Annotated in this window: 21 protein-coding genes; 12 read left to right on the forward strand and 9 right to left on the reverse strand. The window is 42.4% G+C overall.

The genetic code is table 11. The features are described 5' to 3' along the window. Nucleotides 1–347: 347 nt before the first annotated feature. Nucleotides 348–989: an orotate phosphoribosyltransferase gene (pyrE, locus tag PQO05_RS12315; RefSeq protein ID WP_273633216.1), complete on the reverse strand. Its 642-nt coding sequence runs from the start codon at nucleotides 987–989 to the stop codon at nucleotides 348–350. On the opposite strand from pyrE, the gene PQO05_RS12320 reads away from it, so the two are divergent. Beyond that, on the forward strand, nucleotides 988–1,626 hold the full coding sequence (locus tag PQO05_RS12320) for an NUDIX hydrolase (protein ID WP_273633217.1): 639 nt from the start codon (nucleotides 988–990) through the stop codon (nucleotides 1,624–1,626). The two genes, pyrE and PQO05_RS12320, sit on opposite strands and share 2 nt — an antisense overlap. On the opposite strand, the gene coaD is transcribed toward PQO05_RS12320, so the two are convergent. From coaD to PQO05_RS12335, 3 genes are read right to left on the reverse strand one after another with little or no spacing between them, the layout of a single operon-like run. Beyond that, nucleotides 1,595–2,056 (reverse strand): pantetheine-phosphate adenylyltransferase, encoded by a 462-nt coding sequence (gene coaD / locus PQO05_RS12325; RefSeq protein ID WP_273633218.1) that lies wholly within the window; start codon nucleotides 2,054–2,056, stop codon nucleotides 1,595–1,597. The genes PQO05_RS12320 and coaD overlap by 32 nt on opposite strands. Before the next feature lie 23 nt (nucleotides 2,057–2,079). Continuing rightward, nucleotides 2,080–2,619, reverse strand: coding sequence for a 16S rRNA (guanine(966)-N(2))-methyltransferase RsmD (rsmD, locus tag PQO05_RS12330; protein ID WP_273633219.1), 540 nt, complete (start codon nucleotides 2,617–2,619; stop codon nucleotides 2,080–2,082). Further along, nucleotides 2,610–3,407, reverse strand: coding sequence for a DUF3822 family protein (locus PQO05_RS12335; protein ID WP_273633220.1), 798 nt, complete (start codon nucleotides 3,405–3,407; stop codon nucleotides 2,610–2,612). Before PQO05_RS12335 ends, rsmD begins: the two co-directional genes overlap by 10 nt. A 151-nt stretch (nucleotides 3,408–3,558) precedes the next feature. On the opposite strand from PQO05_RS12335, the gene PQO05_RS12340 reads away from it, so the two are divergent. Together PQO05_RS12340 and PQO05_RS12345 are read left to right on the forward strand one after the other, a co-directional pair. Next, nucleotides 3,559–4,983 (forward strand): ATP-dependent DNA helicase, encoded by a 1,425-nt coding sequence (locus PQO05_RS12340; RefSeq protein ID WP_273633221.1) that lies wholly within the window; start codon nucleotides 3,559–3,561, stop codon nucleotides 4,981–4,983. 238 nt (nucleotides 4,984–5,221) lie between these two features. Beyond that, nucleotides 5,222–6,439 (forward strand): IS4 family transposase, encoded by a 1,218-nt coding sequence (locus PQO05_RS12345; RefSeq protein ID WP_273629247.1) that lies wholly within the window; start codon nucleotides 5,222–5,224, stop codon nucleotides 6,437–6,439. 88 nt (nucleotides 6,440–6,527) lie between these two features. Here the strand turns inward: PQO05_RS12345 and PQO05_RS12350 are convergent, their stop codons facing one another. Beyond that, on the reverse strand, nucleotides 6,528–7,859 hold the full coding sequence (locus PQO05_RS12350) for a sensor histidine kinase (protein WP_273633222.1): 1,332 nt from the start codon (nucleotides 7,857–7,859) through the stop codon (nucleotides 6,528–6,530). Nucleotides 7,860–8,328: 469 nt separating this feature from the next. Here PQO05_RS12350 and clpB point away from each other — a divergent pair, with 469 nt between their 5' ends. Beyond that, the gene (clpB, locus tag PQO05_RS12355) at nucleotides 8,329–10,920 is read left to right on the forward strand and encodes an ATP-dependent chaperone ClpB (RefSeq protein WP_273633223.1); all 2,592 of its coding nucleotides are present in this window, start codon (nucleotides 8,329–8,331) and stop codon (nucleotides 10,918–10,920) included. A gap of 320 nt (nucleotides 10,921–11,240) precedes the next feature. On the opposite strand, the gene PQO05_RS12360 is transcribed toward clpB, so the two are convergent. Next, nucleotides 11,241–11,993 carry a YdcF family protein gene (locus tag PQO05_RS12360; protein ID WP_273633224.1) on the reverse strand — a complete coding sequence of 251 codons (753 nt, stop codon included), beginning with the start codon at nucleotides 11,991–11,993 and terminating at the stop codon, nucleotides 11,241–11,243. 7 nt (nucleotides 11,994–12,000) lie between these two features. Beyond that, entirely contained in the window at nucleotides 12,001–12,387 is a 387-nt protein-coding gene (locus PQO05_RS12365) for a hypothetical protein (protein ID WP_273633225.1), read from the reverse strand. Nucleotides 12,388–12,694: 307 nt separating this feature from the next. Here PQO05_RS12365 and PQO05_RS12370 point away from each other — a divergent pair, with 307 nt between their 5' ends. Continuing rightward, on the forward strand, nucleotides 12,695–13,051 hold the full coding sequence (locus PQO05_RS12370) for a phosphoribosylpyrophosphate synthetase (protein WP_273633226.1): 357 nt from the start codon (nucleotides 12,695–12,697) through the stop codon (nucleotides 13,049–13,051). 20 nt (nucleotides 13,052–13,071) lie between these two features. On the opposite strand, the gene PQO05_RS12375 is transcribed toward PQO05_RS12370, so the two are convergent. Further along, on the reverse strand, nucleotides 13,072–13,770 hold the full coding sequence (locus PQO05_RS12375; RefSeq protein ID WP_273633227.1) for a hypothetical protein: 699 nt from the start codon (nucleotides 13,768–13,770) through the stop codon (nucleotides 13,072–13,074). A 26-nt stretch (nucleotides 13,771–13,796) separates the two neighbouring features. Here PQO05_RS12375 and PQO05_RS12380 point away from each other — a divergent pair, with 26 nt between their 5' ends. From PQO05_RS12380 to PQO05_RS12395, 4 genes are all read left to right on the forward strand, one after another. After that, on the forward strand, nucleotides 13,797–15,062 hold the full coding sequence (locus PQO05_RS12380; RefSeq protein WP_273633228.1) for a M16 family metallopeptidase: 1,266 nt from the start codon (nucleotides 13,797–13,799) through the stop codon (nucleotides 15,060–15,062). A 13-nt stretch (nucleotides 15,063–15,075) separates the two neighbouring features. Then, a complete protein-coding gene (locus PQO05_RS12385; RefSeq protein WP_273633229.1) occupies nucleotides 15,076–16,353 on the forward strand; it encodes a M16 family metallopeptidase in 1,278 nt (425 codons plus the stop codon). A 302-nt stretch (nucleotides 16,354–16,655) separates the two neighbouring features. Continuing rightward, nucleotides 16,656–18,122 (forward strand): IMP dehydrogenase, encoded by a 1,467-nt coding sequence (guaB, locus tag PQO05_RS12390; RefSeq protein WP_273633230.1) that lies wholly within the window; start codon nucleotides 16,656–16,658, stop codon nucleotides 18,120–18,122. 126 nt (nucleotides 18,123–18,248) lie between these two features. Continuing rightward, complete coding sequence (locus PQO05_RS12395; protein WP_273633231.1) at nucleotides 18,249–18,833, forward strand: LOG family protein; 585 nt, start codon at nucleotides 18,249–18,251, stop codon at nucleotides 18,831–18,833. Nucleotides 18,834–19,134: 301 nt separating this feature from the next. Here PQO05_RS12395 and PQO05_RS12400 read toward each other — a convergent pair whose 3' ends face one another. Further along, nucleotides 19,135–19,434 carry a hypothetical protein gene (locus tag PQO05_RS12400; RefSeq protein ID WP_273633232.1) on the reverse strand — a complete coding sequence of 100 codons (300 nt, stop codon included), beginning with the start codon at nucleotides 19,432–19,434 and terminating at the stop codon, nucleotides 19,135–19,137. 113 nt (nucleotides 19,435–19,547) lie between these two features. Between PQO05_RS12400 and PQO05_RS12405 the strand changes: the two genes are divergently transcribed. The 3 genes from PQO05_RS12405 to trxB all read left to right on the forward strand — a co-directional run bounded on the left by PQO05_RS12405 (nucleotide 19,548) and on the right by trxB (nucleotide 22,614). Next, the gene (locus PQO05_RS12405) at nucleotides 19,548–19,940 is read left to right on the forward strand and encodes a helix-turn-helix domain-containing protein (RefSeq protein ID WP_273633233.1); all 393 of its coding nucleotides are present in this window, start codon (nucleotides 19,548–19,550) and stop codon (nucleotides 19,938–19,940) included. Nucleotides 19,941–20,235: 295 nt separating this feature from the next. Next, nucleotides 20,236–21,411, forward strand: a complete 1,176-nt coding sequence (locus tag PQO05_RS12410; RefSeq protein ID WP_273633234.1) for a dipeptidase — start codon at nucleotides 20,236–20,238, stop codon at nucleotides 21,409–21,411. Between the two features lie 228 nt (nucleotides 21,412–21,639). Beyond that, a complete protein-coding gene (trxB, locus tag PQO05_RS12415) occupies nucleotides 21,640–22,614 on the forward strand; it encodes a thioredoxin-disulfide reductase (protein WP_273633235.1) in 975 nt (324 codons plus the stop codon). The last annotated feature ends 66 nt before the right edge of the window (nucleotides 22,615–22,680 follow it).

The raw sequence follows: 22,680 nt of genomic DNA on the forward strand, positions 1-22,680 counted from the left end.
ACCCTCACAGGTTGTGAGTTAAATTAACTTTAACGAAACATGAAAAACAAAATCAACGTACTACATATTATACCAATAACCAATTATAAATTTTTTGGAATAACGTTTGCCTAACTTATTCTGAAATTAAACTAAAAGAAATAAAATGATAACATTAATCGTAGGTCTTGTAGTAGCAAATGTTGTTGTTGCTGTTTACAAGATGAACCAAAGAAAAGTATACTAAACCCGGTATACCGTTAAATTGATCTGATGGGGTCAACATCAATTTAACGAAAAGGATATATAAATATAAAGTCCGTATGGCATGGCCACACGGACTTTTTTTAGTTAAAAACTCTTTGTAATTATTTACCCCAGGTTGCTGGGTCTTCACGCCATTTTTTCAGAACTTCCAGATCAGCAGTTTTAATATCGCCATGTTGCTCGGCATATTTTAAAAGTGCGCTGTAGTTTGATAAAGTTGAGAAGCGGCATTTAGCATTTTTAAAGTTATCGGCAGCTGCATCAAGCTCGTAAGTAAATATAGCGGCTAAACCTGCAACATTATATCCGGCTTCGCGCAAGGCTTCTACAGCCTGTAAGCTGCTTTTACCGGTTGATACCAGATCTTCAATTACCGCAACACGCTGGCCTGTTATAATTTCGCCCTCAATCATTTTGCCTGTACCGTGCTCTTTTGGTTTAGAGCGGACATAAATAAATGGCAAACCCAGTTCCTGCGCTACCAGTGCACCCTGTGGGATACCTGCTGTAGCCACGCCGGCAATGCAATCAACAATACCAAATTCTTCTGATACCAAAGCCGTTAATTGCTGGCGGATGTAGGTACGGATAGATGGATGTGAAAGTGTAATACGGTTATCGCAATAAATGGGAGACTTCCAACCCGATGCCCATGTAAAAGGATTATTAGGTTGTAGTTTTATTGCTTTAATTTGCAGCAGAAATTCAGCTACCTGCTGTTCAATCTCAGTTTTATTAAACATGGCTCAAAACTACAGAATTTATATCAACGATAAAGCGATTATTATCACAGAATCTGCACCCGAAAGTTCGGCGGATACGGATCAAATTGGTACACAGCAATTTGACTTTGCCAAAACTTATTACGAAGTGTTAAATTCTGCTAAACATACTTTCTTTATCGTTACCGACGACGCTAAAGCTTTCCTGAAAAAGGTGGTTAAAAGCGTACCCTTAATTGAAGCTGCAGGCGGCCTTGTTAAGAATAAAAAAGGCGAATACCTGTTTATTTACCGTAACGATAAGTGGGATTTACCCAAAGGTAAGCTTGAAAAAGGCGAAACCGTACGTATGGGTGCTGTGCGCGAGGTAGAAGAGGAGTGCGGAATTGAGATCGATAAATCGGGGGCCAAGATCTGCAAAACTTACCATGCTTACATTATTAAAGGCCAGGTGGTGATTAAAAAATCGCACTGGTATAAAATGAAGTATAAGGGCAAAGGAAAACTGGTGCCGCAACTGGAAGAAGGAATTACCGAAGCCCGCTGGTTTGATAAAGCACACACGGCAGAGATATTGGAAAATACCTTTCCCTCAATTACAGAAGTAATGGTGGTTAGTAAACTTATTAAAGACAGTCAAGCGCTGCCTTTGGGATAAACTTGCTTACGTCGCCATTGTATTTCAAAATTTCGCGTACAATGGTTGAACTGATAGACGAGTAACCCGGTTTGCTCACAATAAAAATGCTTTCAATTTCGGGCGCCAACGCATGATTCATTTGTGCGATGGCCTTCTCATATTCAAAATCCGACACGGTACGGATCCCGCGGATCATATAGGCGGCATTAATGCTGCGGCAAAAATCGATAGTTAAACCTTCGTAAGCTACAATATGGAGCTTGGGTTCGTGCCCAAATACGGCCCTCAGTAATTCCTCGCGTTTACCAACTGTTAAGAAACCTTGTTTAGAGCTGTTAGCCCCAATGCCGATATATACTTTATCGAACAATGGCAGCGAACGTTCAACAATATCAACATGCGCTTTGGTAACGGGATCAAACGAACCGGGAAACAGGGCTATTTTCATAGGGCTGATTTATTGGCTTAAAGTTAAGCTGTTTTTGTGAAGAATGAGAACGACGAATGCCCATATCTTCTTTGCTCTGTAAAAGCAGGGTGGTTGCTCAGGTTTTGCATAGATTGATGTTCAACGATCAGCAAACCCTCAGGTACTAACAAATTTCGATCAAACACAATTGTAGCGATCTCGGGGATGCGACTAATGTCGTACGGTGGATCTGCGAAAATAATATCGTATTGCTCAGTTTCCTGCTCCAGGTATTTAAAAACGTCTGCTTTAAAAGTTTTAATATTATCAAGCTTATGTTGCTTGGCAGTATCTGCAACATACTTTACGCAATGGAAACTACGATCTATACATAAAACAGATTCGGCATAGCGCGATGCAAATTCGAAACCCACATTGCCAGTACCGGTAAACAGGTCGAGCACCTTAATACCTTCCAGTTCAACCTGGTTTTGCAGGATGTTGAAAAGGGCTTCTTTAGCCTTATCGGTAGTTGGCCGCACCGGCAAATTGGCGGGCGGATTAAGCTTTAACCCTTTTAGCTTGCCACCAATTATGCGCATAATATTAAAGCAGTGAGCGACAGCAATTGTTGTGCAGTAATGCCATTAGGCAAAGCCTGTAATTGCCCGATAGGGTTAGTATCAATATTAGGAAAAAACTCGTTGAGGTTGCCACGGCTAACGTCGGCATCGCCGCTAATTACTAAATAGGTATCCTCGGGGTTTAATTGCAGTTCATTAGTGGTAAGGGCTGTAAAGTATGCCAGATCGTTGGGATCGGTATATTTAAAGCTGTTATAAAAACGCAATTTACTTTCCTTAAAATAAGCAAAATGAACTTCAGAAGCTTGTATATCAACGTACAGATTGTCGATAGCAGGGCCTGTTTTAGCAATAGCTTCGAGCCATCCCTTATAACCAAATACAATCTGGTGATTTGGATAGCGTGCAGTTAGTGCAGGTAAAATCTCGTTATTATCCTTAAAAACAACCTGATTTTCGGTATCGAGGGTTTGGCTGTAAACTTTGTCGGTTTCGTTAACGTCTAACAATTTTACGAGTTGTGCCAAATGCTTTTCCTGATATATTGCTTTTGGCACGATATTGAAAACTGCCGGTACAATACCAATAACAACCTTTTGATAATCAGTAGGCGTAAGGAAGTGTATAAAATCTGTCGGATTGATCAGCTCACTCAATGGGTAGCCATTGCCCCAGGCCAGCAGTGCGCTTTGGTAAACCACGGCGAAAGAGAAATCAGTATTTCTGATCTGGATTAAAAGGGTATAATCTTTAGCCTTCTCCGGGCTAAAATCATCACTAAAATACAGTTTAGAGTGGCTGGTCATGCTATGGGCAAATGTAGTATAAATTGGTTAAATGTGGTTATTGAGTTATTAGGTTAATGGTTATTGCTACTTCTTGTTAAAGTTATTTGTTATTAAGTTAATAAATTGCGCCCGTAACTTAATAACTGATAACCCAATAACTAACGCCTCCATGTCCGCTGTTGATTATATTGTTAAAGCATTCCCACACCAGCCTACCGAACAGCAGGCCGAACTGTTTTTAAAGCTGGATAGCTTTTTGCGCAGCAATACGGGGTACGATTGCTTTATTTTAAAAGGATATGCCGGTACAGGTAAAACTACCATTGTAAGCGCATTAGTAAAGGCACTGAAGTATTATAATCAAAAATCGGTATTGATGGCGCCTACTGGCCGTGCGGCCAAGGTAATCACCAGTTATTCGGACCGCAAGGCTTTTACCATTCATAAACGCATCTATCGAAAAAAATCGGCCATGAATATTGATGAGGGCTTTATGCCTGCACCCAACCTGGCCGAAGATACCCTGTTTATTGTGGATGAGGCCTCAATGATTTCCGACGAGATGGGCGGCATCGGGCATAGTACTTTGCTGCATGATCTGGTAGAATATGTTTACAATAATCAGAACTGTAAGTTATTGTTAGTTGGCGATACTGCACAATTGCCGCCGGTAGGGTCGGAGTATAGCCCGGCGCTGGATGCCAAGCTGATGAAGGATAATTACGGATTGGAGATCCATAGTTATGAGCTGACGGATGTGCTTCGCCAGCAAAAAAAATCGGGGATTTTATATAATGTAACGGGCATCCGCGATATTATCCGCAAGGAAGAGGAAGCATATCCGCAGATAACTACCAAAGGCTTTAAAGACGTTTACCGCATGACGGGTGAGCGTTTGGAAGAAGGCCTGGAGTATGCTTACCGTAAATATGGTAAGGAGAATACACTTATCATCTGCCGATCGAACAAGAACGCTAATTTATATAACCAGCAGATCCGTAACCGGATCTTATACCGCGAAGAAGAGCTCACCGGCGGCGACCAGATTATGGTGGTACGCAATAACTACTTCTGGCTACAGGATAACAAGGAAGAGGATAGCACCGGTTTTATTGCCAACGGCGACATGGCTATTGTTAAACGTGTGCGCCGCACCGAAGAAATGTACGGTTTGCGATTTGCCGATGTGCAGCTGCAATTTTTAGATTATACCGAAGAGCGAACCATAGAATGTAAAGTAATGCTGGATACGCTCACAGCCGAATCGCCCGCGCTGTCATCAACCGATCAAAAACAGTTTTATACCGAGGTGATGAAGGATTATGAGCATATCCTGAACCGCCGTGCCAAGCTCAACGAGCTAAAACTGAACCCATACTACAATGCACTGCAAATCAAATTCTCGTACGCGGTAACCTGCCACAAAGCGCAGGGTGGCCAATGGGATGCCGTTTTTGTAGATCAAGGGTATCTTACCGACGAAATGGTAAACACAGATTTCCTACGTTGGCTATACACTGCCTGTACCCGTGCAAGGCAGGAGTTATATCTGGTTAATTTTAGCGAAAAGTTTTATGCTGTTGGTAGTGAGTAGTTGATTGGCTGAGTGGTTGATTGAGTTGAAGCCCTGCCTCTCCACCCGTCATGCTGAACTTGTTTCAGCACCCCACTTGCTAAGTCTGCGATATACAAAGTCTGCTACCTGTCTTGTGGGATCCCGAAACAAGTTCACTGTTGTCCGGTAAACGATTTTTTTGAAAAAGATAAGGGGTAGCTTTTCGGCTACCCCTTTTTTGTGTTGATATTAGAGTTACCACACTTCAATATTCAACATGGGCAAAAGTACTTTTTTTACCGGACAGCCGGTATTGAATCAGCTGCTGAATTTGATTGACCGCAATTCAGTAAAGGCATTGGCAAGAGCGGGACAATATGACCGTTATTATCGTTATTTTGATACGCATACACATTTAGTCACCATGCTTTATTGTGTGTTAAACAAGTGTACAAGCAGCCGGGAAGTGGTTAGCGGGATGAAAGCCTGTAGTAATAAACTCGAACATGCAGGTATACAAAAGGCGCCGGGAAGGAGCACACTATGCGATGCCAATATGAAACGTTCCTATAAGGTTTTCGAGTTATTATATGAGCAGATTTATCGCAGGCATAAGCAACTTTTACCGGACAGCCGGTCGGTAAATAACCTCAAACTTTTTATAGCGGATGCCTCTACCATCACTTTGTTTCAACAAATACTCAAAGCCCCCAGTCCGGGTAAGTTCAACGGTAAAAGGAAAGGCGGTATTAAAGTACATACGCTGATCGATGCAACCGATGACGTTGCCATTCAGGTTAGTTTCACGGCAGCGAGTGCAAATGATATGACCTTTCTAAAGGAGATCAACCTGGAAGCCGGTTCATTTATCGTTTTTGATAAAGGCTATGTAGATTACAGTCAATATGAACGTTTAACTAATGAAGGGGTATTTTTTGTCACCCGCCAGAAAAAAGATGCCCGGTATGTGGTTACTGGTTCAAATGAAGTTAGCCCTGAAGACAAGGCATCTGGTATAATTGCTGACCGTTTGATCACCCTCGGCACACGCACCCATCGTAAAAAAATCAAGCTTAAAAGCCGTCAAATTACCTTTTTCGATAAGCAAAAAGCCAGAAAATTTGAATTCCTCACTAATAACTTTTCATTATCACCACTACAGATAGCTGATCTTTATAGAAAACGCTGGCAAATCGAGATCCTGTTTAAAAGGATCAAACAAAACTTCCCCCTCAAATACTTCCTGGGAGACAATGAAAATGCGATCAAGATCCAAATATGGGGTGCTTTTATTGCCGACCTGCTCATTAAACTTGTACAGGTTCAACTTAAAAGGAAATGGGCTTTCTCCAATTTGAGTGCTATTATCAGGTTACATCTGATGAGTTATATACATCTATTCAATTTTCTGAACGATCCTGAAAGGCTGTCCACTACAATCACCGGGGAAAAGCAATTAAAATTAGGGGGCTCACAATTTGGTTTTAAAACTTAATCCCTCTAAAACCCACTCAATGCCTCTTTTACTATCTCCTTCATTTTTTACCGGACAACAGTGAAACAAGTTCGGGATGACGTGGCGGCTAAACCGCCTGCGGCAAACTTATCCTAAACGTCGAACCTTTTTTCTCTTCACTCTGCACCTCAATTTGCCCGTGATGTTTTTCTACAATCTGGCGCACTATACTTAGGCCGAGGCCGGTTGATTGCTCACCGCGGACGCCCTGACGGCCTGCTTTAGAGAAACGTTCGAAGATGTGGGGCAGCATTTCTTTGGGGATACCCAGGCCGTAGTCTTTAACTTCTATCAGGATGCCTGTTTTACTTTGGGTTACGTTTACCTCAATCTTGTCGGTTTCCTTCGAGAATTTAATGGCATTGCTGATGAGGTTATCAATTACCCGCTGAAACTTCTCAACGTTAATAGCCGCAAATACTTCGGGCTGGTTACTGGTAAGCACAATATCGTTCTTAATATTTTCCCTAAAGCGCCACATTTCGATGATATTACGTAGTAGCTGGTTTAGCTCCAGTCGCTGGGTTTCTATTACATCGCTATTGTCGTTTTTGGCAACCTCAAGCAGATCATTAATGATGGACATGGCTTTGGTGCACGAAGCCTTGATCATGTATACATTATCGGCCGTGTCATCGTCCATCTCGTCCAGTTCCATAATCAGCGTTACCGACTCAATGGCGCCAATGGGGTTGCGCAGGTCATGTGCTACCATGCCCAGTACTTCGTTCTTAAATGCACTGGCTTTTTCAATTTCGGCATTCTTCTCCTTAATCTCGTTCAGCTGCAAGTAATGCATTGCCCTAAAAGAGTAGGCATATCTCGACATAAAGAAAAAGCCGGCCAGTACAAAGGCTGAAATCAGCTGATTGTAGATAATCTCCGTACTATCAATATTGCAGTAAAACAGGGCTGCAGTAAATAGTATTTCAGTAACTATGGTAAGCGCCAGGGTGTCCTCGTACTCAAACAAAAACACAACGGCTACCACAAAAATGGCGAAAAGGTATAGGATAAGGCTATTTCTCGGATCGTGTGTGGCTATAATACTCGATACCAAGCCACCTGTTATCAAATAGATACAAAACAGGATGATAGTGAGCGAAAAAGCCTTGCTCGGTCGTTTGCTTTTATTAAATATGCCTATCTGATAATTACTGATCAGAATAAAAAATGGCGTAACGGCAATATAGATCCAGTTGGTAATATTAAACTCCGGGAAATTCTGTGCGTGGGTTAACCCTTCGGAAAGGAAGGTGTAAAACAATCTCAAAATTACATTCAGTGCAAAAAATATAAGCGCGGCAATATATACTGCCTTCAAATTTTGCAGCATGTAATACTTACGATACCCGGTGCGGTACTTGGCGGGTATGCTTCTGAAAAAGTAGGTTTCCAATGTAAGTTTAAATGATTAACCAAAAATATCAAATTATTTCGGTAATCAGGAGGGGAGTGAGTAGTTGGATTAAGTGAGTGGTTGATTGAGTTAATTCTCTCCGCCCATCATGCCGAATTTATTTCGGCATCCCACATGTTAAGTTTACGATTGCTTGGTTTACACCTGTCCTGCGGGGTGCCGAAATAAATTCGGCATGACGGTTAGTTTAAATCAATCGCCCTATTCTTAGAAGTATCCTTCCCAATTCCCAGAAAGTAAGCAATTATGCAAACAATTAATGCCAGCAAAGCGATTATAGATAATGCGACTTTTTTCATATTCATAAGATGTACTTAAATATACGCCCTTATGTCCGTTTTGTTTGTAACAAAGCGGTGGGTTGTAGCCAAAATGTCGCTTTAAACTAATTCTGGCTGTCATTTTATCATTTTTAAAGTGCTGGCAAGTAAATTGAAATAAGTGTGTTATGAATTTTAACAACTATACCATAAAAGCACAAGAGGCCATCCAAAAGGCTTCAGAAATTGCAACTGCCAATCAGCAGCAGGCCATTGAAAATGCGCACCTGCTCAAAGGTTTGTTACTGGCTGATGAAAACGTTGTATCGTACCTGTTAAAGAAATTAAATGTAAATATTACCCGCCTCAACGATATACTGGATAAACAAATTTCCTCGTATCCAAAGGTGAGTGGCAGCAATATCTACCTGTCATCAAACGCCAATTCGGCATTGCAAAAGGCACAGAGCTACCTGAAAGAATTTAAGGACGAATTTGTGTCTGTAGAGCATGTATTGCTGGGTATCCTGTCGGTAAATGACCCTGCGGGTAATGCGTTAAAAGATGCCGGCGTTAACGAGAAAGACCTTAAAAAAGCCATTGTAGAATTACGCGGCGATAATAAAGTGACCGACCAAAATGCCGAAGCGACGTATAACGCGTTAAACAAATATGCCCGCAACCTGAATGAGTACGCCGAATCTGGCAAGCTCGACCCGGTTATTGGCCGTGATGAAGAGATTCGTCGTGTAATCCAGATCTTATCGCGTCGTACCAAAAATAACCCGGTACTGGTGGGCGAGCCAGGTGTTGGTAAAACAGCCATTGCCGAAGGTATCGCGTTCAGGATTATCAAAGGCGACGTGCCCGAGAACCTGAAAACCAAAACCGTGTATTCGCTGGATATGGGCGCACTGGTTGCTGGTGCCAAATACAAAGGCGAATTTGAAGAGCGTTTAAAAGCCGTTATTAAAGAGGTTACCCAAAGTGATAGCGAGATCATATTATTTATAGATGAAATCCACACGTTGGTTGGTGCTGGTGGTGGCGAAGGTGCTATGGATGCCGCAAACATTCTGAAACCAGCCCTTGCCCGTGGCGAATTAAGGGCCATTGGTGCAACCACGCTTAATGAGTATCAAAAATATATAGAGAAAGATAAAGCCCTCGAGCGTCGTTTCCAACGCGTACAGGTTGATGAACCGGATGCTGCCGATGCCATTTCAATCCTGCGTGGATTGAAGGAGCGTTACGAAACACACCACAAGGTGCGGATTTTGGATGAAGCCATTATTGCTTCGGTAGAAATGTCGCAGCGCTATATTGCCGACAGGTTTTTACCGGATAAAGCGATTGACTTGATGGACGAGGCTGCTTCTAAACTCCGTCTGGAAATGGATTCGGTACCAGAAGCTGTTGATGAACTGGAACGCCGCATTATGCAACTGGAAATTGAGCGCGAAGCGATTAAACGCGAAAACGATAGCCGCAAGGTTACCGAGTTGAGCGAAGAAATCGCCAACCTATCTGCCGACCGCGATGAGTTACGCGCCAAATGGCAAAGTGAAAAAGATTTGGTTGATGGTATCAACTCTAAAATAGAGCAGATAGAAAACTATAAACTGGAAGCTGAACAGGCCGAGCGTGCTGGGGATTACGGTAAGGTAGCAGAGATCCGCTACGGCCGCATCCGCGAAGCGCAGGAAGAAGTTGATAAGCTGAAAGAAGCATTGCTGGTTAATCAATCAACCAGCCGGATGCTGAAAGAGGAAGTTACTGCCGATGATATTGCCGGTGTGGTTGCCCGCTGGACAGGCATCCCGGTTAGCAAAATGGTGCAAAGCGAGCGTGAAAAACTGCTGAACCTGGAAGATGAACTGCATAAACGTGTCGCCGGGCAGGAAGAAGCAATTGAAGCTATTAGTGATGCCATACGCCGCAGCCGTGCGGGCTTGCAGGATAAACGTAAACCAATCGGGTCGTTCATATTCCTGGGAACTACCGGTGTGGGTAAAACAGAGCTGGCTAAAGCATTGGCCGATTATCTGTTCAATGATGAGCAATCAATGGTGCGGATCGACATGTCGGAGTACCAGGAACGGCATGCGGTATCAAGGCTGATAGGAGCGCCTCCGGGCTACGTGGGTTATGATGAAGGCGGACAATTAACTGAAGCCGTTCGTCGTAAACCATACAGCGTAATCCTGCTGGATGAGATCGAAAAAGCGCACCCGGATGTATTCAATATCTTGTTACAGGTTTTGGATGATGGCCGTTTAACTGATAATAAAGGCCGCGTGGTAAACTTTAAAAATACCATCATCATCATGACCTCGAACATTGGTTCGAACATTATCCAGGAGAACTTTGAGACCTATGATGAAGGTGATAAAGACGAACTGATGGCACGTACCAAATCGCAGTTGTTTGACTTGCTGAAACGTACCATCCGTCCGGAGTTTTTGAACCGTATCGACGAGATTATCATGTTTACACCACTTGGCCGCAGCGAAATTGGCGCTATTGTGAAATTACAGTTTAAACAATTGCAAAATACTTTGCAAGAAATGGGTATCACAATGGAAGCCAGCGATGAGGCTTTAGACTGGCTGGCTCAGTTGGGGTATGACCCGCAGTATGGTGCCCGTCCGCTGAAACGTGTGATCCAGAAAAAGATCCTGAATGAGTTGTCTAAACAGATCCTCGCAGGTAAAATTGATAAAGACAGTAAGATAAAACTGGACATGTTCGACAACCAGTTTGTGTTCCTGAACGAATAATACTAATTCATTGATTCATTTGACCGTTAGTCTGTTGACTGGCAGTGATGTGTGATTGATTTGTGTGATTTAGATTGATTAGATGAAGAAGGAGCCGGTTAATGGCTAACGGCATCAGTGAATTAATGAATAGAAAGCATCCGCTGAAAGTGGATGCTTTTTTTGTTTTATGGAGCTCTCTCAACACCAGATCGTCATTGCGAGGAACGAAGCAATCCCCGATCTACAGAACCGCTCTGTACAGTTCGCGATTGCTTCGTTCCTCGCAATGACGAATCTATAGTGAACCCATTGACAAATTATCAAATTAACAAATTGAATTAAAACTTCCTCATCCACGCCACCACATACCCAACCAATTCTTTATTGTAATATCCCCAGGCATTAAAAGTCTCGGTACTTGGCCAAAAAGAATAGACGGTGAATTTGCCAAAACCGGCAATGTAATTACAAGGGTAGGGCACGGTTTCTAATCCGGCCTTTTTGAATATCAGCATAGACCGCCTCATGTGGAAGGCTGATGTTACCAGTAAGTATGGCGGGGACAGATGTTTTTCAAGCAAAAGCTTTTTGGTAAATACTGCGTTCTCAATCGTGTTACGCGATTTGTTTTCTATCAAAATACTGCTATCGGGCAGGTTAAATTGTTTTAATTGGGTATATACCCAGTTGCCCTCCGAAAAGCCGTCGGGATCCAACGTGCCGTTGCCGCTGGTTATTAATATGTGCGATGCCTGCCCTGTTGCATGAAGTTTTAGGCCTTGTATAAACCGGTCAGATGCGCCGTTGAACATGCCTGTACTGTCAGCTTTCTCGGACGAAAAACCTCCCAGAACAATTACACAGCTATATTTGGTGTTCTTATCCAGTTTTGCAAGAGGGTAATCCCATACGTTTCGGGCAAAATTATCCAACAAAAAAGGCATCGAGAAAATGTAAAATACTACAACCCCGGCAATTATTAAACGCTGTTTTCGGCGTTGGTTTTTGGAGAATATGGCCAATACAAAGATGGCAAATACCCAAGTAATAGGAAAAAGCAGGAAGAGCAATACTTTGGATAGGATGAACATACCTTAGTTACGGCCTTGGCTTATCGTTGGTTGCCTCACTGCCAATGCGTTTAATTAACATAGTATAGTGCGTTGTCTCGCTATCACCCAGCTTTAATACAGGCATTTTATCGGTCGATTGCAGCTTAACTACTGGCATGTTGCTGTTAAAATTATCTGCTGTTAAAAATTCAGAATAATCTTTTTGCAAAGGCTGTACAGGCATAAACTGTGTATAGGGAACAGTTTGTGGTAATTTATAAGTAAATGAAGTATCGATTTTAAACTGTGGTAATTGGTTTGATAATGTTTTAGAGTTATCAAGCGGAGCTAATTTGTAGCTATTTAAACTTTGTGCTTTTGCTAAAGCACCGCATGCAATAAAACTTGCTGCTATAAAAAGTGATTTAAACATGGGCTTAGTATTTGTAGCAATCAAAGTTAAATTAATTTGTCAATTAGGCAATTTGTTGATTTGTTAATTATTGTTAATCAGTTTGAGGGTTCTTCAAACAGTACCGTCATGCCGAACTTTTTTCGGCAACTCACATGTTAAGCGAACTATGCAAAATATATACCTGTCCTGTGGGGTGCTGAAACAAGTTCAGCATGACGTGCAGGGTAACATTAGCAAATTATCTAATTGCCAAATCAACAAATTGGCTGCTCATTGGTTTACAATATAGCAAGCGCAAAGCTTGTCGCACTTAACATCAACCACCATGAAAAATTATGAAACCTTAGTGGATGCCACTAACGACCTTTTACAAAGAGGCTATACTGCCAACTTAAGTTTCGAAGACGGAACAGACAGTATCCAGGATAAATCACAGAATATACAGCTTACTGCCGATGATTTTGAGGTAGATGAGTTTTACCGCTTCGAGGGCGCAAGTAACCCGTCTGATATGTCGATCGTATATGCTATCTCTTCGCCTAAACACAATCTTAAAGGTGTTTTGGTTGATGCTTATGGTACTTATGCCAATAACAGTTCGTCGGCTATTGAGGCTAAATTACATCATCACCAGGTAAGCGATCACCTGCATGGCGAGGATCGCCCTACGGCTTCAAACTAAAACATAATACATCCCCTTGCTTAGGCCAGGGGATGTAAATACGCTAATAACTTCTCTCCTTTGCTTTGTATGGCGGGGCTTCCATCTCGCATCAGGTATTCTAATTGGGCCGATAACTCCTCAGCTATCCAGGGATAACGATGGCGTAGGTTAAATAATGCTTCGGTAGCAAATGCTTTTACGGCTACCAGTACTTTAGGGTCAATCACCCAATCAAAACACTGGTTTATTACCGGTTCCATATCAATTTCAAACAAAGCTTGTTTAATACGTGGCGAAGCTTGCGGTGCAGTAATATGCATGGCAATTTTGGCATAATGGCGTTTGCAGCTGCCATGGTTAATATAGGGGAAACAGTTAACCAGGTATTCCAGATCGGATAAATAAGCATCCGGGCGTTGTAAAAACAAATTTTCGAGCAGCCATGCAGCCCTGAAAGCTATCTTTTTATTGTCATAAAATGTAAGCTCTATCAGGTCGCGAAGTTTAAAATTCTTATGTTGCAGAATTGCTGTTAATTCGAGCACTTTGGTTTTACCCATCGTAGCATTAATCTGCTGTAACAGTTGATCTTTATTAAGCATTGTGACAAAAGCCCGGAGATTATAAGGTTTGCGGTTACCGTTTGTACGCAATGGCTTAATTAAGGTTGCAAAAATATGTTTACCGCTGCGATGCCGGTTAGCCTTTTGGTTGGTTTTAAGGTAAAAATTATACATTTGCTGCATATATAATACATTAATACATGGTTAAATTTAACCGTTTTACACTAAGTAACGGCCTTCGCGTGCTTGTGCACGAAGATAATACTACCCCAATGGCGGTGGTAAATATATTGTACGATGTGGGCGCCCGCGACGAAGATGAGTCGCAAACAGGCTTCGCGCACCTGTTTGAGCACCTCATGTTTGGGGGCTCTGTAAATATACCCACTTATGATGAACCTTTACAGCGTGTTGGCGGCGAAAACAATGCCTTCACCAGTAATGATATTACCAATTATTATGTTACCCTACCTGCCGTAAACCTCGAAACGGCGTTTTGGCTCGAGAGCGACCGTATGCTAAGCCTGGCCTTCAGCGAGAAAAGCCTTGAAGTACAGCGCAACGTAGTAATGGAAGAGTTTAAGCAACGCTATCTTAACCAGCCTTATGGCGATGTATGGTTGCGTTTGCGCCCGATGGTTTACAAGCAGCACCCTTACCGCTGGGCTACCATTGGTAAAGAACTTTCGCATATCGAGAACGCACATATTGACGATGTAAAGGCATTCTTCAAAAAACATTATAACCCGCAAAATGCCATTATGGTAGTTGGGGGCGATGTGAAAACCGAAGACGTTAAAGCCCTTGCCGAAAAATGGTTCGGGCCGATACCGGCAGGTGAAAAGTATGTACGCAACATTCCGCAAGAGCCTGCACAACGTGAAGAACGTCGTGAAACTGTTACTGCAAAAGTACCGTTGAACGATGTTTATATTGCTTTCCAGGCCCCAGCGCGGATGGATGATGGCTATTATGCTGTTGATTTGATGGGCGATGTACTATCGCGCGGTAACTCATCGCGTTTATATCGCAGTTTGGTGAAAGACCAACAGTTATTCAGCGAGATCCATGCTTACATGACCGGCAGCTTTGATACCGGAATGTTTGTGGTAGAAGGTAAGCCTCTGGAAACTGTGAGTATCGAACAGGCCGAAGCCGCAATTTGGGAGCAACTGGAGTTATTGAAACAAAACGACATCCCGGCTGATGAGCTGACCAAGGTAAAAAACAAAACAGAATCGACACTGATGTTTTCAGAAATGTCGTTACTGGATAAAGCCATGAATTTGGCTTATTACGAGCTGTTGGGCGATGGCGATTTGCTAAACCAGGAAGCTGACCATTATTTACACATTACTGCAGCGCAGATTAGGGAGCAGGCTAATAAGATTTTCCGCAAGGATAATTCATCGACCTTAATTTACCTGGCCGAACAAAATGCAGCACAAGAAATAGAAACTGAATAATCTCAGTATTAAAATGTTAGACAGAACCTTAGCACCACATTTTGGTGCAATAGAACATATTAAACTGGTTGAACCGGGACACATTAAATTGCCTAACGGTTGTAACCTTTATTACTTTAACTCTGGCGAACAGGATTTAGTACGCATAGAGTGGGTATTTGGTAACCTGCGCTTTAACCCGGCTAAGCCGTTGTTGAACAGTGCGGTAGTAACCATGCTTACCGAGGGTACAAGTAAACTTTCGGCCTCACAAATTGCCGATCAGATTGATTTTTACGGCGCCTTTTTGCAATCAGAATTTGGTTACGATAATTCGATAGTTACGCTGTACAGCCTGAGCAAACATTTGGGCAGTACTTTGCCGGTAATTAAGGATATGGTTACCGACTCTGTTTTCCCGGAAAGCGAACTGGAAACCTACGTGCGTAACCAACAACAAAAACTGCAGGTAAGCTTGCAAAAAAATGATGTGGTAGCACGCCGCACCTTTAACAAAGCCATGAACGGCGATTCGCTGTATGGTCTGGCTGCCGATGCTGCAGACTATCAGCAATTACAGCGTGAAGATATGTTGGTGCATTTTAAACAAATGTTTCAGCCATCAAACTGTACTATATTTTTGGCAGGTAAAATTGATGATAGTATCTTAAAACTCATTACCGATGCCTTTGGCGATAGCTGGGCAAATGGCGAAGAAGCCGCGGACACAACACAGCCCGAGATAAGCTCGGCCGACGAGCATTTTTATTATATCGAAAAGCCCGATGCCATACAATCAGCTATCCGTATCGGTTCGCGTATTATCAATCGCAATCATCCCGATTTCCCTGCTTTGCAGGTGTTAAACACCATTTTAGGTGGTTACTTCGGATCAAGGCTGATGGCTAATATCCGCGAGGACAAAGGTTATACCTATGGCATTGGCTCTGGCATGACCTCGCTAAAGCATTGCGGTTCAATATTCATCGCTACAGAAGTAGGGGCAGATGTATGCAAAGATGCCTTATCAGAAATTGAAAAAGAGATCAACCGCCTTAAAACAGAACTGGTACCGCAGGAAGAACTGGACCTGGTGCGTAACTATATGCTGGGCTCGCTTTTAGGCAGCCTGGAGAATGTGTTTTCACATGCCGATAAGTTCAAGAATGTATACTTTTCCGGCCTCGATTACAGCTATTACGATCGCTATACCAACGTTATCAAAGCCGTTACCCCGCAGGATATTTTAGACCTGGCGAATAAATATCTGGATTTTGATAAGATGTATAAGGTGATAGTAGGGAAGTATTAAGAGATTTCGGATGTTCGATTTCGGATTTACCTTTACGCGTCATTGCGAGGAACGAAGCAATCCCCAACCTACAGAGCCGCTCTGTGTAGTTCGCGATTGCTTCGTACCTCGCAATGACGTTCTTTTTTTGAGCATGCAAGGTGCTAAATCCGAAATTGAACATCCGAAATCCGATATAAATAAATTGTAATCTTAATGCTATATAATTGCATTAAGCGGCAAAATCCTCGGCAGGGTTTCTAAAATCCGAAATAATTGCTACCTTTGCCCGGCAAGTAATCAATCCCAAAATATTATTTGCCATGCTCGATTCCTCTAAATTTATCGCCGAAGGTTTAACGTATGATGATGTGCTGCTTGTACCGGCATACTCTGAAGTATTACCCCGCGATGTTGATACCAGCTCTTTTTTAACCCGTACCATTAAACTTAATGTGCCTATTGTTTCTGCAGCGATGGATACTGTTACCGGTTCGCAATTGGCTATTGCTATTGCACAGGCGGGTGGTATAGGTATACTGCATAAAAACATGAGCATACAGGCCCAGGCCGATGAAGTGCGCCGTGTAAAACGTTCTGAAAGTGGTATGATCCAGGATCCGGTTACCCTGCACGAAGATGCTTTGGTAGGCGATGCTGTTAAAATTATGCGTGAGTATCGTGTAGGTGGTATCCCAATCATCAGCGCAGATAATACATTGGTAGGTATCATTACCAACCGCGATTTACGTTTCCAAAAGGATATGAACATACCGGTACGCGATGTGATGACCAAAGAGAACCTGATTGTTGCGCCACAAGGCACTACATTATTTCAGGCCGAAGAAATACTCCAAAACCATAAAATTGAAAAGTTATTAGTAGTTGATCAGGATTATAAACTGGTTGGTTTAATCACTTTCAAAGATATCCAGAAATTCAAAAATTATCCTAAAGCTTGCAAAGACGAACATGGCCGCCTGCGTGTTGGCGCTGCTGTTGGCGTATCGGGCGATAATATTGATCGCGTAAAAGCCTTAGTTGCCGCCGGTGTTGATGTAATTACAATTGATACAGCGCACGGCCACTCAAAAGGTGTAATTGATATGGTAAAAGCGACCAAGCAGCTTTTCCCTAACCTGCAGGTTATCGCAGGTAACATTGCTACTGCCGAAGCTGCCCGCGCCCTGGCTGATGCAGGTGCCGATGCAGTTAAAGTAGGTATTGGGCCGGGTTCTATCTGTACTACTCGTATTGTGGCTGGTGTAGGTGTACCGCAATTATATGCCGTTTACGAGTGTGCCCAGGCCTTGAAAGGTACAGGCATCCCGGTAATTGCCGATGGTGGTATTAAACAAACCGGTGATATTGTGAAGGCCATTGCTGCCGGTGCAAGCTCAATTATGGCAGGTTCGTTATTTGCAGGGGTTGAAGAATCACCAGGCGAAACTATTATTTACGAAGGCCGTAAGTTTAAATCATACCGCGGTATGGGTTCGGTTGATGCAATGGAACAAGGCTCGAAAGACCGCTACTTCCAGGACGAAACTGATGTGGTAACCAAACTGGTGCCAGAAGGTATTGTTGGCCGTGTACCTTATAAAGGTACCCTTGCCGAAGTAATTTATCAATACGTAGGTGGTTTACGTGCAGGTATGCACTACTGCGGCTCTACCAATATCCCTCAGTTGCAGGATGCCAAATTTGTACGCATCACCGCAGCCGGTATGCGCGAATCGCACCCGCACGATATTACGATCACTAAAGAATCTCCGAACTATACACGTTAATTCGGCAATTTGTCAATTAGCTAATTTGTCAATTTGTTAATGATTACTTAATTAATAAATTGACAAATTGCTTTACCGATAGAAAAGCATTGACAAATTACCGAATCAACTAATTGACAAATTAAAATGAAAGCTATCTGCGTATTCTGTGGTTCTAATTTTAACGGCGATCCTGCTTTAGCTGCTGCTGTTGATCAACTGGCCGAGATCATGGTAAGCCGCGATATCAGCCTTATTTTTGGCGGTGGCAGGGTAGGTGTGATGGGTTTGTTGGCTAATGCAGTTATTGACCGTGGTGGAAAAGCCATTGGTATTATCCCCGAGTTCTTGATGAATAAAGAGGTTGGCCATACCGGTTTAACCGAATTACATATTGTTGAGAACATGCATCAGCGCAAGCAAATGATGAATGATCTGTGCGATGGCATTATCACATTGCCCGGCGGTTTCGGTACATTGGAGGAGTTTTTTGAAGTGTTAACCTGGCTGCAGTTAGGCCTGCACAAAAAGCCTATCGGTATCTTGAACGTAGGCGGTTTCTACGATTTCCTGCTGAAGCAAATGGATGTAATGGTAGAGCAAAAGTTCCTGAAACCTGTTAACCGTGAATTGGTAATTACATCAACCGATGCCATTGAGTTGGTTAACCTGATGGATAATTTTAAAGCTGAGCCAGATGAGGTTTGGTTTAAGGATAGGAATTTAATTTAATCATTAGGTATTGGTCTCCTCTCATTAACGCTTTAAATTTGTCATCCAGAGCGATAGCGAAGGATCTTCTTCACCAGATTCATTTTAGCGCAGAAGATATTTCACTGTCGTTCAATATGACAAAAGGAAATATTTAATAAAACAAAACATTTAAAAAAGAAATTTTCACTACTCACTACTCACTACTCACTACTCACTACTCACTACTCACTACTCACTACTCACTACTCACTACTCACTACTCACTACTCACTACTCACTACTCACTACTCACTACTCACTACTCATTACTCACTACTCACTACTGCTGTACCCTCAACGGTTCCAAATCCTCTTCTTCGTTAAAGCTAAATATCGGTTCCACAATAAAAGTGAAATTCTGTAGCTCACCGGTGTTGATGGCAAATAATTTTTCGAGTATTACAACTTTTTCGTGCGGAATATCCTGCTTATCTTCAAGCTTTATTTTGCGATAATTATTGAAGGTTTTTTGGCTTATATTGAGCAGTTGGGGCACAATAAGTAGCGCTTTGCGATAGTCCTTAACGGTTAGCTTGTTAAGTAATTCATCGATGCGATACTTAAAAACTGGTTCATTCATCGTTTTTTTAGTAAAAATTTTCTATGTTTAAGCAAAGTTTTACACAACTAAGCAAAAGTAAAGTTAAGTATTACCAATATAAACCATAACTTTTTTATAATTTCCTGAAATACATGTCTGATAATCAACATGATATTTTTTTTGCACGAATAGAGCAAAATATTCGTCAGCATGCTAAGCATCAAAGAATAACCCTGTCTGAGCTTGCTGCAGGAATTGATATGACCGAAGCCGGCTTCTACAAAATGCTTTCGACCGAAAGTATCAAAGTAAAAACACTCCGAAAAATTGCCGAATTTCTAAAAATCCCTATTCATACTTTTTTTGGGGAGTTTGTTTCTCCGCGCGGCAGTGCCCAATCGCCAAGCTGGAAACCGGATCAAATAGGCATCACAGAATCACATGCCGAATACGCTGCCGAACGTGACGGATTAAAAAGACAAATTGAATTACTGGAAAGCCAGATTGCCGATAAAAATAAGATTATTGAATTACTGAGCCGGTAATTACACAAACGCCATCTTTAATTTTCTGAACAGTATAAATGTTTTAACGCGTTCAACTGCATTAAACCTTTTACACAGATAGATTACGGTAATGATGAGCATGATTAGTGATTTGGTTATTAAACGAAAAATATTTAACTTTTGTTTTAAATATTTAAATACTTCTTCTCTTTATGTCATTGCGAGGAGGAACGACGTGGCAATCTCGTAGCCATACAGATCTATAAACATTGGCGACGAGATTGCCGCGCTATCGCTCGCAATGACAAATTATAAAAAGAGCTATATTGTATTCATGAAAAACCTTCTTTACCTGTTATTCCTGATTACAATAACCACAGTATCGGCACAAGATACCGCTGCTATACACAGGCATTTTGTACTGGCAGATACCCATAACGATGCCTTATCAAACCAAATAATCACCCGTGCAGATCTGGCCAAAAAACAGACCGATGGCAATTTTGACTTGGTACGTGCTAAAGAGGGCGGCCTTGATGTACAGGTGTTTTCTGTCTGGTGTGGTCCGCAGTACGGGCATGGGTCGGCGTATGCTTTTGCTAACAGGGAAATTGATTCATTGTATGCCCTGATTCGCCGTAACCCGGATAAAATTCAATTGGTTTATAACGCTCATGATCTGGCAGCTGCGGTTATGCATAAAAAGATGGCTGCATTAATAGGAGTAGAGGGCGGCCACATGATTGAAGATAAATTGGATTATATCGATAGCCTCGCCAAGCGTGGTATGCGTTATCTTACACTTACATGGAATAACAGCACCCCCTGGGCTACATCGGCCAAAGAAGAACGCTATAAAGCTGACTCATTACCACATTTAGGGCTCACAGATTTTGGTAAACAAGTAATATACCGCCTCAATAATTTAGGTGTAATGGTTGATGTATCGCACGTGGGAGAGCATACTTTTTACGACGTGCTGGCCGCAACCACCAAGCCGGTTATTGCATCGCACAGCTGTGTGTATGCACTTTGCCCGCATCAACGTAATTTAAAAGACGACCAGCTGAAAGCTCTCGCCAAAAACGGCGGCGTAGTGTTTGTGAATTTTTACAGCGGCTTTTTAGATAGTACCTATAACGATAAACAAACGGCTTTTTTGCACGCACATAAAGCGGAGCTCGATTCACTCGTTAAGGTTTACAAGGATGAAGATCTGGCTACAATACACCTTAATACTATTTACAAAGCTCAATCTGATGCAATCCGGCCTCCTTTGAGCCTGCTCATCAAACATATCGACTATATGGTTAAACTCATTGGCGCCGATCACGTAGGCATCGGTTCTGATTTCGATGGTGCCGAATCTTATCCATTAGGCTTAGACAGCGTAGCTGATTACCCCAAAATCACTGCCGAACTAATGAAGCTGCACTATAGCAATAAAGACATCCAGAATATAATGGGAGGCAACTTCATAAGGGTGTTGAGGGCGAATGTAGGCCGATGAATTTAGTTTTGAGTTAGTGAATGAATGAGTTAGCGAATCAGTTTTGAATGAGTGAGTTTTGAGTTAGTGAATAAAACTTCCATCAACTCAAAACTCACTCATTCGCTAATTCACAACTATTATAACTCACTCATTCAAAACTGGCTTTAATTACTACAATATACTGACCGGTTTATTTTGGGGGCTTGGCCAATAAATCGTAAATTTGTTTCCTATTTCAAGAATACCATGTCTCAAGATACTGAACACGTAAAATGCCTGATCATTGGATCAGGTCCTGCTGGATATACTGCTGCTATTTATGCTGCCCGTGCCGATTTAAAACCTGTTTTATATACCGGGATGATTGCCGGCGGCCAGCTTACACAAACCACTGATGTTGAGAACTTTCCGGGTTACCCGCAAGGCATTATGGGCCCTGAGATGATGGAAGACTTCCGTAAGCAAGCAGAACGTTTTGGCACCGAGATCCGTTTCGGTTATGTAAGTTCTGTTGATTTTTCAAGTTTCCCACGCAAAGTGGTGGTTGACGAAACCGTTACCATCCTTGCTGATACTGTAATTATTTCCACCGGAGCTTCGGCCAAATGGTTAGGCCTCGAGTCAGAACAAAAATATAATGGCTTTGGTGTTTCTGCCTGTGCCGTGTGCGATGGCTTCTTCTTTAAAGGCCAGGATGTTGCCCTGGTAGGTGCCGGTGATACCGCTGCCGAAGAAGCTACTTACCTGGCTAAACTTTGCCGTAAAGTATACATGCTGGTTCGCCGTGATGAGTTCCGTGCTTCAAAAGCAATGGTTAACCGTGTGTTGGCTACCCCTAACATCGAAGTAATTTACAATACCGAAACCAAAGAGATTGTAGGCGACGGTCAGTCTGTAACAGGTGTACGCGTTTTAAATAACCAAACTAACGAAGAAAAGATAATTGATGTAACCGGCTTCTTCGTTGCCATTGGTCATCATCCTAATACCGATATTTTTAAAGGTATTATTGATATGGACGAAACCGGCTATATCCAAACCAAACCAGGCACCACCCAAACCAACGTCGAAGGTGTTTTCTGCTGCGGCGATGCACAAGACAGCGTTTTCCGCCAGGCTGTAACAGCCGCAGGTACAGGTTGTATGGCAGCTCTGGAAGCCGAAAGATATTTAGCTGATAAAGAATATGCTGTAGAAGCTGAGGCGCATGCTAAGGTTTAAGTAGATATTCTAATGATATATGAAAGCCATTTGCCGAAAGGTGAATGGCTTTTTTGTTTTCTTATA

This window comes from Mucilaginibacter jinjuensis, from assembly GCF_028596025.1.
Taxonomy (GTDB): domain Bacteria; phylum Bacteroidota; class Bacteroidia; order Sphingobacteriales; family Sphingobacteriaceae; genus Mucilaginibacter; species Mucilaginibacter jinjuensis.

Excerpts from the sequence above, each read along its gene's own strand:
- PQO05_RS12320 (WP_273633217.1), top strand. The coding sequence starts at position 988 with ATGGCTCAAAACTACAGAATTTATATCAACGATAAAGCGATTATTATC.
- pyrE (WP_273633216.1), bottom strand. The coding sequence starts at position 989 with ATGTTTAATAAAACTGAGATTGAACAGCAGGTAGCTGAATTTCTGCTG.
- coaD (WP_273633218.1), bottom strand. The coding sequence starts at position 2,056 with ATGAAAATAGCCCTGTTTCCCGGTTCGTTTGATCCCGTTACCAAAGCG.
- rsmD (WP_273633219.1), bottom strand. The coding sequence starts at position 2,619 with ATGCGCATAATTGGTGGCAAGCTAAAAGGGTTAAAGCTTAATCCGCCC.
- PQO05_RS12335 (WP_273633220.1), bottom strand. The coding sequence starts at position 3,407 with ATGACCAGCCACTCTAAACTGTATTTTAGTGATGATTTTAGCCCGGAG.
- PQO05_RS12340 (WP_273633221.1), top strand. The coding sequence starts at position 3,559 with ATGTCCGCTGTTGATTATATTGTTAAAGCATTCCCACACCAGCCTACC.
- PQO05_RS12345 (WP_273629247.1), top strand. The coding sequence starts at position 5,222 with ATGGGCAAAAGTACTTTTTTTACCGGACAGCCGGTATTGAATCAGCTG.
- clpB (WP_273633223.1), top strand. The coding sequence starts at position 8,329 with ATGAATTTTAACAACTATACCATAAAAGCACAAGAGGCCATCCAAAAG.
- PQO05_RS12360 (WP_273633224.1), bottom strand. The coding sequence starts at position 11,993 with ATGTTCATCCTATCCAAAGTATTGCTCTTCCTGCTTTTTCCTATTACT.
- PQO05_RS12365 (WP_273633225.1), bottom strand. The coding sequence starts at position 12,387 with ATGTTTAAATCACTTTTTATAGCAGCAAGTTTTATTGCATGCGGTGCT.
- PQO05_RS12370 (WP_273633226.1), top strand. The coding sequence starts at position 12,695 with ATGAAAAATTATGAAACCTTAGTGGATGCCACTAACGACCTTTTACAA.
- PQO05_RS12375 (WP_273633227.1), bottom strand. The coding sequence starts at position 13,770 with ATGTATAATTTTTACCTTAAAACCAACCAAAAGGCTAACCGGCATCGC.
- PQO05_RS12380 (WP_273633228.1), top strand. The coding sequence starts at position 13,797 with ATGGTTAAATTTAACCGTTTTACACTAAGTAACGGCCTTCGCGTGCTT.
- PQO05_RS12385 (WP_273633229.1), top strand. The coding sequence starts at position 15,076 with ATGTTAGACAGAACCTTAGCACCACATTTTGGTGCAATAGAACATATT.
- guaB (WP_273633230.1), top strand. The coding sequence starts at position 16,656 with ATGCTCGATTCCTCTAAATTTATCGCCGAAGGTTTAACGTATGATGAT.
- PQO05_RS12395 (WP_273633231.1), top strand. The coding sequence starts at position 18,249 with ATGAAAGCTATCTGCGTATTCTGTGGTTCTAATTTTAACGGCGATCCT.
- PQO05_RS12400 (WP_273633232.1), bottom strand. The coding sequence starts at position 19,434 with ATGAATGAACCAGTTTTTAAGTATCGCATCGATGAATTACTTAACAAG.
- PQO05_RS12405 (WP_273633233.1), top strand. The coding sequence starts at position 19,548 with ATGTCTGATAATCAACATGATATTTTTTTTGCACGAATAGAGCAAAAT.
- PQO05_RS12410 (WP_273633234.1), top strand. The coding sequence starts at position 20,236 with ATGAAAAACCTTCTTTACCTGTTATTCCTGATTACAATAACCACAGTA.
- trxB (WP_273633235.1), top strand. The coding sequence starts at position 21,640 with ATGTCTCAAGATACTGAACACGTAAAATGCCTGATCATTGGATCAGGT.